Raw genomic sequence first — 13,292 nt, 5'->3', positions numbered from 1 at the left:
TGCTAATTATTGCATATAATATTATTATAAAAGTGCGCAAAAAAATGCAGGGTGTGATGAAAATGTCTGCAAAATCTCTTGTTAAGGATGCAGTTCATGTTGAAAATCTTCCGTATGGAGCACTAATTATTAATACGGACGGGATCGTTAAGGAAGCAAACGAAAAGGCAACATCACTATGGAAACAACCTTTAATTAATCAGCCTTGGAATGATTTGATTGAAGAGGATTCGATATCAAAGGTATTGCAACAGAGAAAGGTATTGCATCGAATTGAGCAAATTACAAAAAATAAAAAGAAACTTTTTACCACTTATAGCCCTTTATTAGATGAACAAAAACGTACGATAGGAGTACTATTACTTTGTGAAAATTTCGAAAATTATGTAGGAAATCTTACTGCACATGCCGATTTGTTTTCCATGGAGGAAATCTTTACAGTACTAGCTAACCATGTTGATTTTGCTGCTTCTTTTCAACTTATAGAGCAATTACAACCAATACATAATACTAATTGGACACAATTAATCCATTCATTTGAAATTGAAGATCGTAAAAAGATAGAAGCAAAAGTAAAGCACGTTCAATCCATCACTTTTCAGGATCGAAGAGTTGTGAGTGAATCGATCCGAATTGGACAATGGGAGCAAGAGATAAAAATAAGCTCCACTCCAGCCTTTATTAGAGGTAGGCTAATAGGATGTCTAATGATGATGCAAAACTTAAGTGAAATAAAAAAAGAAGCGCAAAAATTAGAGCAAGCTAAGCGATTAATTAGAAACTTGGAAAAGACATTCACTTTTGAAGATTTTATCGGTCAATCGTTCGAGATTAAAATGGCGAAGGAACACGGTAAATTATACGCAAAAACAAATGCCCCTCTATTTATAGAAGGAGAGACAGGAACTGGCAAGCGAATGCTAGCCCATATCATCCATTTTGCCAGTAATCGAAGTAAGCATCCATTTCGCCATATTCGTAACGATGGTCAAAATGTCAAGAGGCTGGAGGAACTACTCTTCGGTAACCAACAGCAAAAAGGCATCATAGAAACAGTTAAAAACGGAACACTCTTTATCGAAGAGATTACCGCTATACCGATAAATATACAATTGCAATTGGTAGAATTATTTCAAAACAATAAATATAATATTCGCTTAATCGTGAGTACTAGTAGAAAGGATATAAGGCAGAAGCTCGATTCAAAGTTTGCAGAGATGTTCCTTCGCTTTCCTATTCATTTACCGTCATTAAAGAAAAGAAGAGAGGATTTAACTTTATTAGTGAATCATTTTATTACACAAAATAATTTGAAATATGGTATGAATATTAAAACAGCTGATGAAAATGTATTCGATTATTTTTACACATACGATTGGCCTAAAAATGTGTCAGAGCTAAAGTATTGGATGGATATAGCTTTTACTCATGCTGATTCATTAACAGAAGTATTAACTCTTGATCACTTTCGATCATTCATAGTAAACAAGCAAAAGGATATTTCGATTGATGATTCTCTTCCTTTGCAATCAGCTATGGATTTGTTTGAAAAAAAATATATATTGCAAATGTTAGAAAAATGTAAATATAACAAAACACAGACTGCTAAATCATTGGGAATTTCAGTTCGAAATTTATACTATAAAATGGATAAATATCAGATCAATAGGGAGAGTTCATAGCCAATGTCGAATAGCTATCGGGTTTTAGTAATTAATCCATTACTTTATACGACTAGAATTGCCGTATTCGAGAATGAACAAAATTTATACGAAGAAGAATTACCCCTTTCACTTCACGATGTAAATTTAGATATCTATGAACAGGTTCATATTAGAAGGGATGCAATATTTCAAGCATTTCGAGAAATTGGCTTAAACATTTCATCCGTAGATGCTGTTTGTGGCAGAGGTGGTTTACTTCAACCAATCAGTGGTGGAACATATGTTGTAACCGAAAAGATGATTGAAGATTTGTTTCAATCCATTAATGGAAAGCATGTTTCCAATTTAGGGGCAATTTTGGCTAATGAAATCGCTAGTAATCTTAATATTGATGCATATATTGTTGACCCCGTTGTAGTGGACGAGATGACGACCATTGCAAAAAGAACAGGAATACCTACTATTCAAAGGAAGAGTATTTTTCATGCATTAAATCAAAAATCAGTAGCTCGGGAAATAGCTGAACTATCTAATTCTAACTATGATGAGATGAATTTAATTATTGCACATATGGGTGGCGGTGTAACAATTGGAGCCCATGCCAATGGCAAAGTAGTTGATGTCAATAACGGCTTTGATGGAGAAGGACCCTTTTCATTAGAGAGAGCAGGCAGTATTCCAAATAATGAATTAATTAATTTGAGCTATCAACATCATGATCAAAATATGCTAAAGGAAATGATTATACATCAAGGTGGTATATATGCATATTTAGGAACAAATAAAGCAAGGGATGTAAAGGATCTGGTGGAAGCTAACGATAATAAAGCTATTTTAGTAATAGAAACACTTGCTTACCAAGTAGCTAAAGAAATAGGTAAAATGGCTGTAGTTCTTGAAGGGAATGTTGACAAAATAGTTCTAACAGGCGATTTAGCAGAGATTCACTATTTAAATCAAAAAATAATGAATCGTGTTAGTTGGATTGCAGACGTCCATGAATATCCTGGCGAGAATGTAATGCTAGCTTTATCAAGAGGAGCCTTAAGAGTTTTAGAAGGTACGGAAATACCAAAAGAGTATGAGAAAGAAATAAAGGATGATGGAGAATGGCAAAAGAATATGATCTGGTCCTATTAGGTGGCGGAACCGGAGGCTATGTTACCGCAGCAAGAGCAGCACGCTTTGGATTAAAAACAGCAATTGTGGAAAAGGAAAAACTAGGCGGCACTTGTCTTCATAAAGGCTGTATACCTACAAAAGCATTGCTGAAAAGTGCAGAAGTTTTCCAACAGGTAAAGAATGCAAAACAATTTGGTGTGGAAGTGAAGGAAACACAATTTCATTTGAATCAAGCAATAGAACGAAAGAATCAAATTATTAACACCCTACATAATGGTGTAAAATCTTTAGTTCAAAGTGCAGAAATCGATGTCTATCAAGGGTATGGCAGAATTTTAGGTCCTTCCATATTTTCTCCGATGGCAGGTAGTATCTCCGTAGAATATCAAGATGGAAGAGAAAATGATATCTTAGTACCAAAAAATGTAATTATTGCAACAGGTTCTGCACCAAATACGTTACCAGGCTTGGAGATTGATGGGGAAAAAGTCATCACATCTGATCATGCTCTTACATTAAATGAGCTACCAACTTCCATTATGATTGTTGGTGCAGGAGTAATTGGCGTAGAATGGGCATCCTTCTTCCAAGATGTTGGTGTAGAAGTAACGCTAATAGAAGCGGAGGAACAAATTTTACCTCACATGGATCAAGATATTTCGTCTGAGATGAGTAAATTGTTAACTAAAAGAGGGATTCAAGTATTAACCAATACAGCTGTTGATCCGAATACGCTACGTAAACAAGATCAGGTCGAGATTGAAACAACTAATGGAAAAAAAATCAAAACAGATCTCATGCTAGTTGCTGTCGGTAGAAAAGCAAACACTCAAAATATCGGTTTAGAAAATACCGATATTCGAACATCAAGCAATGGTTTTATTGAAGTCAATAAATATTTTCAAACAAAGGAATCTCATATATATGCAATTGGCGATGTTAATGGAGGGAAACAACTAGCACATGCTGCGACATATGAAGGCAATATTGCAGTCGAACATATTTCTGGTAATTATCCAAGCTTATTAAAAGAAACAGCTATCCCTTCATGTGTTTATGGCAAAATTGAAATTGCAACAATAGGATTATCTGAATCTGATGCAAAGCTTCAAGGAAAAACAGTCAAAATATCCAAAACATCTTTCCAAGCAATAGGAAAAGCTCATGTAAACGGAGATGTAAGTGGTTTTGCTAAGATTATTTTGGACAAGAATAATGATGATGTATTAGGTGTTCACTTGATTGGAAAAAATGTGACAGAATTAATAGGTCAAGCTAGTTTAATCCAATATTTTGATGGATCAGGGATAGAAACATCTGAAGCGGTATACCCACATCCGTCATTAAGTGAGATTATTGGAGAAGTTGCTTTAGCAGCTGAGGGGAGGAAAATTCATGGTTAACTTAAAAAATAATAGCTTATTGAATGAGGAAACATTGTTAGAAATGTATAGAGAAATGCTCTTAGCTAGAAGAATAGATGAAAGAATGTGGTTGTTAAATCGTTCTGGCAGTATACCGTTTGTTGTCTCAGGCCAAGGACAGGAAGCACTACAAATAGCTGCAGCGGCGGCGCTGGATAATCAAGTCGATTATGTCCTGCCCTATTACCGAGATCTAGGTGTTGTGATCCATTTTGGCATGTCAACAAGAGAAATATTCTTACAAGCTTTTGGAAAAGCCGAGGATCCAAACTCTGGCGGGAGACAGATGCCTAGTCACTTCGGTCAACGAAAAAACCGAATTGTCACAGGCTCTTCTCCTGTAACTACACAAGTTCCACACGCTGTAGGCTTTGCTTTAGCTGCCAAAATGGAAAATAAATCACTCGTTAGTTTTGTTACACTTGGGGAAGGTTCATCAAATCAAGGAGATTTTCATGAAGGGTTAAATTTTGCTGGTGTTCATAAACTACCTGTCATTTTTATGGTAGAAAATAATAAATACGCCATTTCTGTACCATTAAACAAACAAGTAGCATGTGAAAAAATTTCCGATCGTGCAATAGGTTATGGTATGTATGGGATAACTGTAGACGGCAATGACCCAATTACGGTGTATCAAGCAGTAAAAGAAGCAAGGGAGCGTGCTTTAAAAGGGGAAGGACCGACCTTAATTGAAGCAACTTCCTATCGTTTAACCCCACATTCAAGTGATGATGATGATATGACGTATCGAACGAAAGATGAAGTGACAACCGCTCGAGAGACTGATGGTATTTGGTTATTTAAGCAGGCACTGCAAGAAGAGAATATTTTGACAGAGGATTTGGAACAGGAAATGGAAGAAAAAATAAAACAAGAAATAAACGAAGCAACCAGTTATGCCGAAAATGCTCCATATGCGGATATTCGTACATTGACAGATCATGTATATGGGGAGGAGGGAAAATAATGGCAGTATTATCCTATATTCAAGCAGTTACAGCTGCACTAAAAGAAGAAATGGAAAGAGATGAAAAGGTATTTATTCTTGGAGAAGATGTTGGTCCAAGAGGGGGAGTTTTTCGTGCAACAGACGGGCTATACGATCAGTTTGGTGAACAAAGAGTATTGGATACACCTTTAGCTGAATCTGCAATTGCTGGAGTTGGAATTGGTGCAGCGATGTATGGGATGCGCCCAGTCGCAGAAATGCAATTTGCTGATTTTATTTTGCCAGCTGTTAATCAAATCATCTCAGAAGCGGCAAAAATTAGGTATCGTTCGAATAATGATTGGCATTGTCCTATTACGATCCGTGCACCATATGGTGGTGGTGTTCATGGAGGACTATATCACTCTCAATCAATCGAGGCGATTTTTGCTAATCAGCCAGGTTTAAAAATTGTTATGCCATCAAGTCCTTATGATGTTAAAGGTTTGTTAAAGGCTTCTATTCAAGATGATGATCCTGTATTATTTTTAGAACATAAACGTGCTTACCGATTGTTAAAGGAAGAAGTACCAGAAACAGATTATACGGTACCTCTTGGAAAAGCAGAGGTGAAAAAAGAAGGCTCGGATGTAACGGTGATCACATATGGCCTTTGTGTTCATTTTGCGAAACAAGCGGCAGAGAAGCTAGAACAGGAAGGTATCAGTACAGAAATATTGGATTTAAGAACCGTTTACCCTCTTGATCAGGAAGCAATTATTAAGGCTGCTACCAAAACTGGTAAAGTTCTTTTAGTCACAGAAGATAATAAAGAAGGCAGTATTATAGGAGAGGTTGCTGCCATTATCAGTGAAAATTGCTTATTTGATTTAGATGCACCGATTAAACGACTTGCGGCACCGGAAGTACCTGCAATGCCATTTGCATCACCATTAGAAAAAGAATTTATGATCAACCCTGATAAAATAGAACAGGCAATTAAAGAATTAGCGGAATTTTAATTAGATCGGAGTGAGACGCTTGACTGTGGAAAGAATTAATATGCCCCAACTTGGTGAGAGTGTTACAGAGGGAACAGTGAGTACATGGTTAGTCAAGGTAGGGGACTATGTTGAAAAATATGATGCAATTGCTGAAGTCATGACAGACAAAGTAAATGCAGAGGTACCTTCTTCCTATTCTGGAGTGATTAAAGAAATCATCGCACAAGAAGGAGAAACAATAGAGGTCGGCCAATTAATGTGTTATATCGAAATGGAAGCAGAACAAGCAGTTGCTGCACAGGAGAGTGAACAACCGCAGCAAGTCGTTGAACAAGGGCACGTTTCGACTGAGAAAACGATGAAAAACCGTTATTCACCTGCAGTAATGCGTATGGCACAGGAAAACAACCTAGATTTAAAAACGATTAATGGTACAGGAAAAGGTGGAAGAATTACGCGAAAAGATGTAGAAAAAGTCATCGAAAGTAAGCACTCTCCCCAAAAAGATAACCAGGAGCCTATTCCTACTAAAAAGGAAGAAGAAGAATTTGAGGAATTTACACCACCAATCATCCGTCGTAAACCAGTCAAAGCAAGACAAGGTGATAGGGAAATTCCTGTTACTGGCTTAAGAAGAACCATTGCTCAAAATATGGTGCGCTCCAAGACAGAAATACCTCATGCATGGATGATGATCGAGGTAGATGTGACGAACTTAGTTGCCTATCGAAATGCAGAAAAGGATTCCTTCAAGGAAAATGAAGGATATAACCTTTCTTACTTTGCTTTTTTCTTGAATGCCGTAGCAAAAGCTTTGAAAAAATTCCCTGAGCTTAACAGTTGCTGGGCTGGAGATCGAATTATCCAAAGAAATGAGATTAATCTATCCATTGCGGTAGCTCATGAGCATGAATTATATGTACCAGTAATTAAAAATGTGGATGAGAAAAGTATTAAAGGAATAGCAAAAGAAATTCATCAATTATCAAGAAAAGCAAGAACAGGCACCCTTGCAAAAGAAGATATGGAGGATGGCACGTTTACGGTTAATAATACAGGATCCTTTGGTTCCGTTGAATCGATGGGCGTTATCAATTATCCTCAAGCTGCTATATTACAAGTAGAGTCGATTGTAAAACGACCGGTTATTATAGATGACATGTTTGCCGCAAGAGATATGGTTAATCTTTGTTTATCTTTGGATCACCGTGTATTAGATGGGGTCATTTGTGGTGCTTTCATGTCACATGTGAAATCCATATTAGAAAATATATCTAGCGACACTACACCTATTTACTAAAAATAGGTTATTCTCTCAAAAAGTTGTTTCTTTTTATAACAAAATTTCGTATACTATGTAAGAAGGAAACCCTAGCACAGTGAGAGGGTTTCCTTCTTTTTAGAAGCTAGCAAATGAGACGCAGTTTAGTCTGTAAGTGTTGCTAAGTACAAAGGTCTTGGATGACATACACCTTGACTCACATCTCTAAGGCGTTAGCTAGCAAGCTATTATGTATCGAGATTTGGATGGATATTATGCAAAAACTGTTGAAAATCTTATATGATTCGCTTATGATTTTATTGATTATTGTAACCATATTAACCCTATGGTCCGACAATGAAATAAATTCTGAGATACACTTTATTGTCTGGTTAGTGTTTGCAATTGATTTTATTGTAAGATTTGCCTTGGCGAAAGAAAAGTGGCAATTTATTAAGAAAAACCCTTTTTTGATAATAGCAGTTATTCCGTTGGATCAATTTTTTCAGTTAGCTAGAATAGTGAGGATTTTCTATCTTTTTCGAATTAAGACAATCACGAAATATTATATTAAACCTTATTTAGAGAAATTAGAGCGAACTCATAAACTAATCATAATATGTATAATTCCTTTTGGGTTATGGATAGAAGCACTAATTATCTGGAGAATGGATAACAAACTGGATTCATGGAATAATGCGATAATAGAAGTTTTTAGTCATCTTTTTTTATTTGCTAAAAGTATAGAAATGATACAACATTTTCCTACTATTATTCTGTTAAGCATCACTTCGATATTAGGGGTACTACTCCAAGGTTTAGCATTACAGTGGTTTTTTACAAAAATAGAGGATGTTTATCGCCGAAGTGTGAATTAGTTTCGAAGGAGGACATGGGATGTTTTTAATTGAAACATTTGTTTATATTGGAACAATGGCGTTTGCTATATCGGGTTCTATTTTAGCCATACGTAAAAATTTAGATATATTTGGAGTTTTGTTATTAGGACTAACTACTTCTTTGGCTGGTGGAGTTATACGTGATTTAATGATCGGAAATATACCGCCAACAAACTTGATCTACCCGCAATATTTTCTAGTCAGTTTGTTGGCGAGTTTAGTGACCATTTTATTTTATGAAAAGATTCGACAGTTTAAAAATAGTATTGCCTTTTTTGATGCGATTGGACTTGGTGTATTTACTGCTGTTGGCGCAAACGCAGCAATTAGTTTAGATTATTCACAACCCTTTCTTATTGTAGCAATGGGGCTGGTGACAGGGATTGGCGGTGGTGTTTTACGAGATGTATTCGTTAAAGAGATTCCGTTAGTATTTCGGAAGGAAATTTACGGAATAGCCTCCATAGCAGGGTCCCTTGTATTAATTCTAACAAATGATTTCCTTCCATTGATGATTAGCCTATATCTTTGTTTTATTATGACGTTTGCTATACGTATGCTTGCACTTAAATGGAAGTGGAATGTTCCAGTTGTCACCAAAAGAACTAAAATAAAAAATACGATCAAGTCTTAAGTAGCTTCTCGATTCGTGATATAGCCTGTCAGAATTACAGCCAATGTTAAAATACAGGAGAATAATAAAGGAATAACGGCATGATGAATTTGAAATAGCTGGATGATAAATTCTTCATGAACAATCATGTCGGCACCGGTGTAGACTAAAATTGCTGATCCAACATACATTAAAGACGGGAATTTTTTTAATAATATCACAATAAATTTAGCACCAAAAACCATAAGTGGGATGCTAATAATCACTCCGATAGCTAATAACGGAATATTTCCTGCTGATGCTCCAGCGATAGCTACTACATTGTCTAAGCTCATTACTAAATCAGCTGAAATGATTGTGAGGATGGCACGATATAAGGAATGATGGGAAGAGATGTCTGGATTCTCTTCTTTTTTTATTAATATTTTGTAACCAATCCAAATGAGTAGGAGACCACCAATTAGATAGATAAATGGAAATCTCAACAAGTAAATAATTCCACTGGCAAAAAGTATTCGAAGCACAATTGCTCCTGCAACACCTATGAAAATGGCTCTATTTTGATATCTTTTCTCAAGATTTTTAGTTGCCATCGCGATAATTAGTGCATTATCACCAGATAGGACAATATCAATGGAGATTACTTGTAGCAAGCGAACCCAATCAATGTCCCATTGTAATAAATAAAATAACAATATAACCCCCCCTTGTAATGACTTACTATATTCTATGCTTATCCAATTTTCCTTTATGACAAAATGGTCCGTTTTTTTGTACGAGCTACTTAAAATGTTTTTGTCGAATTAAGGTGAATTATGTAAAAGTATGTGTTCAAATCGAATTCTTTTATGTATAATGAAAATGGAAGACATCAATATAGGGAGTACAAAAATGGATGCTAAAAAACAAATAAAATTAATTTTTACTGTTATACTATCAATTATTTCCATTTTCTTTATCATCTTATGTGTCAAGACAACACAAATTATAAGTGATATGAATGCTTCTGAAAAAAAGACGACAAATGTACTCATACTAACGACAGATGAAATGACTGACCAGAGCTGGGGAAGTCTTGCTTATAAAGGGAAATTATTAATAGAAAAACAATTTGATGTTCAAGTTTCCATGGAAGATGAAGTAGATATTGACTCGGATTTAAAAAATTTGATAAAGGCAAACAATAATGAAAAAGAATTGGATTTAGTAATTGGCCATGGAAGAGAATTTTCAGAGGCTTTTTATACGATATCTAATCAATTTAAAGATATTCAATTTGTTACGATTCATGGTGATTATCTAAATTCCAATTTAACGGTTTATACATTTGATCATCAGGAGATGGAGTATGTTGCAGGTGTTGCTGCAGCATTACAAACAAAGACAAATAAAATAGGTGTGATTGACGCAGTTAATAATGAGCATTCGGATTGGGGGTTTTCCTCTGGGATAGAAGCCATTAATCCGAAGATTGAATTATTATATGAAGTTGTTTATAGTAGAGAGGACAAAGAAAGAGCCCTCTCGATAGCTGAAAAGATGATAGATGACGGTGTCGATATTATTTATACAAAAGGAAATGGTTATAACCAAGCCGTTATTAATTATGCCAAAACGAAAGGTATATATATGATTGGATACTTAGAAGATCAATCTTATATGGCAGAGAACCATATGTTAACAAGTGTGTTAAACAATGTTCCGCAAATGTATGTCGCTATTTTGAAAGATTTTCAAAAAGACCTTAAGACTCCGGAAAAGAAAGTTTATTTAGATTCATATGACGGAGTTTACGGACTAGCGCCATTAGGGAAAATGTACACAGAAGATGAAATAGAAATTATTGAACAAGAAAAAAAGGAAATTTTATCACAAAACAAAAAATGAAAGTGTTAAGAAGTGATTGGAGTAATGCAAATGCGTGATTTTTTTAAACAATTTTCATTAAAAAATAAGCTTTTAAGCATTCTCCTCTTTATCTTGGTTATTTTTAGTGGTTTTTCTCTTTTCCTGATTCAATCCATTGATGAAATAAGTGAAATCACTAATCGGATTAAAAACAAAAACATTCCAGAATTAACTTGGTATAAACAATTAGAGCAAGAAGTGATGATAAAAAAATATCTAGTGGAGGCTCACCTTGAGAAAGGAATAGAACCTGACCTAGTTGATAAATATCAAGATCTAGAAACTGAAAAACAAGCAAGTGATTTGTCTGAATTAATGCCTATCCCAAAAGATTTGGAAGCTTACCAAAATCAAGTACAGACATTGGATTTTATCATTGTAAATAAAGTGGGAGGATTGCTAGAATACGAAAATCAAGAAGTAGCCGAAGATGTGATCAGAAATGAATACTTACCGAAGCTAGAAGAAATACATACATCCATTCAGTCTGCAAGTAATGAGGAATTTAAAATCTTTAATGAGAATGCCAATACTTATCCAGTTATTATTGAAAAGTCTTTGATCGTATTATTAGTTATTACATTAGTAGCATTTATCATTTCCATCATTTTATCCTATCGCATTAGCCGAAGTATGACAAAGCCAATTGAATCAATGGTGGAGAAGGTGAATAAAATTGCGAAAGGTAACTATGGTGAAAGACTAAAGCATTCCAACCAATTAGAGCTGCAAAGTCTGACGGAATCGATTAATCAAATGTCTCTTCAATTACAGCAGTCATTTCAAACCATTATTGGAGATAAAATAAAGCATGAACAGGTACTTAATTCGCTACCAATTGGCATTATTACATACGATAATAAAAGTCGAGAATATACGACTAACTCCTTTGTTTATAATACTTTGAAGATTACGACAGATGAATTGAAGCGATTAGTCATTGAGGAAACAGAGGAATTACATCCATTATTAGAAATGTTTATTTCCGAAAGAAATTATCACAATAAAAAGATTCTCATAGATTTAAATAAGAACAAATATGTATATTTAGTATCCCAAACAAAGTTAAGAGATCAGGAAGATAACATTACAGGTCGAATTTTTTATTTTATCGATGTCACAGAGTCAACACTTCTAGAAAAAAGAATTGTTCAATCTGAGAAATTAGCTCTAGTTGGGGAAATGGCAGCAATGTCAGCACACGAAATCAGAAACCCACTAACAGTTATTCATGGATTTTTAACGTTAATGCTAGAATCATCTGAAAAAGATTTGATGGAAAAGTATAATGTGAATTTAATGATGAAAGAAGTAGAAAGATTGTATTCCTTAGTCGAACAAATGCTTCTTATGTCTAAACAAAAAGAACCCGAAAAACAACTAACGAAAGTGAAGGATGTTTTAGATGATTTAATGCCTTTACTTAATAGTACTCTAGAGGCCAAGAATATTCATTGCGAGTTAGATATAGAAAATCATTATATTTTTGCTGATATGAAGCAATTAAAGCAAGTATTTCTGAATCTATTTAGAAATAGTATTGAAGCAATTGGTTCAAACGGAAAAATTGAAATCAAGTCAATGGTCGCGGCAGACCAGTGTATACTATCTTTTAAAGATAGTGGCCATGGAGTTCCTGACCATATAAAGGATAGTCTATTTGAACCTTTCTCAACGTCCAAATCTAATGGAACTGGTCTAGGGTTAAATTTAGTTCGACGTATAATAGAAAATCATAATGGCAAAATTTGCTTATCCCATTCAGACAAAACAGGAACGGAATTTAAAATTTCCCTTCCCATTGTTAAGGAAGCAATAACTAATAAAGGGGAGCCTCCTCCTAAACCAAACAATTGAAATAACAGACTGCTTTTTGATAAGATATAAGAGAAGCATTCGTCCGACAATTGCAGTCATTTCTAATTAGTACTGAGTATCGAAGGGTTACATATAGATAAATAGAGGAGTGGAAGAAGAATGGATTTTAATATTTTTATGGGTGATGTAGTGGAAGCGGCCAGAAAAGAGATTAAGGAAGCAGGATATACAGAGCTTCAAACCCCAGAATCAGTAGAAGAAACCCTTGAAAAAGAAGGTACCACCTTAGTGATGGTTAATTCTACCTGTGGTTGTGCAGGGGGTGTAGCAAGACCTGCTGCAGCAAGTGCGATCCATTACGACAAACGACCGAATCAATTAGTTACTGTTTTTGCTGGTCAAGATCGAGAAGCAACAGAAAAGGCTAGAGAATATTTTAAAGGTTATGCCCCATCTTCGCCATCATTTGCCTTATTGAAGGATGGAGAAATCTTAAAAATGGTGGAACGCCACGAAATCGAAGGACATAGTCCAGTAGAAGTGGTGAATAAGTTACAGCAATTATTTGATGCTTATTGTGAGGAAGTATAAGTTAAAGAGGTAAGCAGAGAAGGGAAAGGATGTGATGATCTCCTTTCCCTTTTAATT

General features: G+C 35.1%; 12 protein-coding genes. 11 read left to right on the top strand and 1 reads right to left on the bottom strand.

From position 1 onward, the window contains the following. The first annotated feature begins 62 nt into the window (after positions 1–62). From ACZ5R4_RS03145 to ACZ5R4_RS03110, 8 genes are all read left to right on the top strand, one after another. Positions 63–1,682 carry a sigma 54-interacting transcriptional regulator gene (locus ACZ5R4_RS03145; RefSeq protein ID WP_464368062.1) on the top strand — a complete coding sequence of 540 codons (1,620 nt, stop codon included), beginning with the start codon at positions 63–65 and terminating at the stop codon, positions 1,680–1,682. Between the two features lie 3 nt (positions 1,683–1,685). Continuing rightward, a complete protein-coding gene (gene buk / locus ACZ5R4_RS03140; RefSeq protein WP_464368061.1) occupies positions 1,686–2,804 on the top strand; it encodes a butyrate kinase in 1,119 nt (372 codons plus the stop codon). Further along, positions 2,774–4,189, top strand: a complete 1,416-nt coding sequence (lpdA, locus tag ACZ5R4_RS03135; RefSeq protein WP_054859321.1) for a dihydrolipoyl dehydrogenase — start codon at positions 2,774–2,776, stop codon at positions 4,187–4,189. Before buk ends, lpdA begins: the two co-directional genes overlap by 31 nt. Beyond that, positions 4,182–5,180: a thiamine pyrophosphate-dependent dehydrogenase E1 component subunit alpha gene (locus ACZ5R4_RS03130; RefSeq protein ID WP_277677911.1), complete on the top strand. Its 999-nt coding sequence runs from the start codon at positions 4,182–4,184 to the stop codon at positions 5,178–5,180. The genes lpdA and ACZ5R4_RS03130 overlap by 8 nt, the downstream gene beginning before the upstream one ends. Continuing rightward, entirely contained in the window at positions 5,180–6,163 is a 984-nt protein-coding gene (locus ACZ5R4_RS03125; protein WP_109984213.1) for an alpha-ketoacid dehydrogenase subunit beta, read from the top strand. The genes ACZ5R4_RS03130 and ACZ5R4_RS03125 overlap by 1 nt, the downstream gene beginning before the upstream one ends. Positions 6,164–6,182: 19 nt before the next feature. Then, the gene (locus tag ACZ5R4_RS03120; RefSeq protein WP_277677913.1) at positions 6,183–7,445 is read left to right on the top strand and encodes a dihydrolipoamide acetyltransferase family protein; all 1,263 of its coding nucleotides are present in this window, start codon (positions 6,183–6,185) and stop codon (positions 7,443–7,445) included. Between the two features lie 173 nt (positions 7,446–7,618). After that, positions 7,619–8,284 (top strand): transporter, encoded by a 666-nt coding sequence (locus ACZ5R4_RS03115; protein ID WP_464368060.1) that lies wholly within the window; start codon positions 7,619–7,621, stop codon positions 8,282–8,284. Between the two features lie 19 nt (positions 8,285–8,303). Further along, positions 8,304–8,939: a trimeric intracellular cation channel family protein gene (locus ACZ5R4_RS03110; RefSeq protein WP_109984214.1), complete on the top strand. Its 636-nt coding sequence runs from the start codon at positions 8,304–8,306 to the stop codon at positions 8,937–8,939. Here ACZ5R4_RS03110 and ACZ5R4_RS03105 read toward each other — a convergent pair. Then, positions 8,936–9,613 (bottom strand): TerC family protein, encoded by a 678-nt coding sequence (locus tag ACZ5R4_RS03105; RefSeq protein WP_245902302.1) that lies wholly within the window; start codon positions 9,611–9,613, stop codon positions 8,936–8,938. The genes ACZ5R4_RS03110 and ACZ5R4_RS03105 overlap by 4 nt on opposite strands. Positions 9,614–9,809: 196 nt before the next feature. Between ACZ5R4_RS03105 and ACZ5R4_RS03100 the strand changes: the two genes are divergently transcribed. The 3 genes from ACZ5R4_RS03100 to ACZ5R4_RS03090 all read left to right on the top strand — a co-directional run bounded on the left by ACZ5R4_RS03100 (position 9,810) and on the right by ACZ5R4_RS03090 (position 13,235). Continuing rightward, entirely contained in the window at positions 9,810–10,805 is a 996-nt protein-coding gene (locus ACZ5R4_RS03100; protein WP_054859325.1) for a BMP family ABC transporter substrate-binding protein, read from the top strand. 30 nt (positions 10,806–10,835) lie between these two features. Further along, complete coding sequence (locus ACZ5R4_RS03095) at positions 10,836–12,683, top strand: sensor histidine kinase (protein ID WP_277677916.1); 1,848 nt, start codon at positions 10,836–10,838, stop codon at positions 12,681–12,683. Positions 12,684–12,803: 120 nt separating this feature from the next. After that, entirely contained in the window at positions 12,804–13,235 is a 432-nt protein-coding gene (locus tag ACZ5R4_RS03090) for a BrxA/BrxB family bacilliredoxin (protein ID WP_109984217.1), read from the top strand. Positions 13,236–13,292: the final 57 nt, after the last annotated feature.

This window comes from Gracilibacillus sp. JCM 18860 (assembly GCF_055395245.1).
Note: the sequence above shows the minus strand (reverse complement) of the source record. Positions and strands in the feature narration are given on the sequence as shown.

Coding starts and splice junctions, on each gene's coding strand:
- ACZ5R4_RS03145 (WP_464368062.1), top strand. CDS start 63: ATGTCTGCAAAATCTCTTGTTAAGGATGCAGTTCATGTTGAAAATCTT.
- buk (WP_464368061.1), top strand. CDS start 1,686: ATGTCGAATAGCTATCGGGTTTTAGTAATTAATCCATTACTTTATACG.
- lpdA (WP_054859321.1), top strand. CDS start 2,774: ATGGCAAAAGAATATGATCTGGTCCTATTAGGTGGCGGAACCGGAGGC.
- ACZ5R4_RS03130 (WP_277677911.1), top strand. CDS start 4,182: ATGGTTAACTTAAAAAATAATAGCTTATTGAATGAGGAAACATTGTTA.
- ACZ5R4_RS03125 (WP_109984213.1), top strand. CDS start 5,180: ATGGCAGTATTATCCTATATTCAAGCAGTTACAGCTGCACTAAAAGAA.
- ACZ5R4_RS03110 (WP_109984214.1), top strand. CDS start 8,304: ATGTTTTTAATTGAAACATTTGTTTATATTGGAACAATGGCGTTTGCT.
- ACZ5R4_RS03100 (WP_054859325.1), top strand. CDS start 9,810: ATGGATGCTAAAAAACAAATAAAATTAATTTTTACTGTTATACTATCA.
- ACZ5R4_RS03095 (WP_277677916.1), top strand. CDS start 10,836: ATGCGTGATTTTTTTAAACAATTTTCATTAAAAAATAAGCTTTTAAGC.
- ACZ5R4_RS03090 (WP_109984217.1), top strand. CDS start 12,804: ATGGATTTTAATATTTTTATGGGTGATGTAGTGGAAGCGGCCAGAAAA.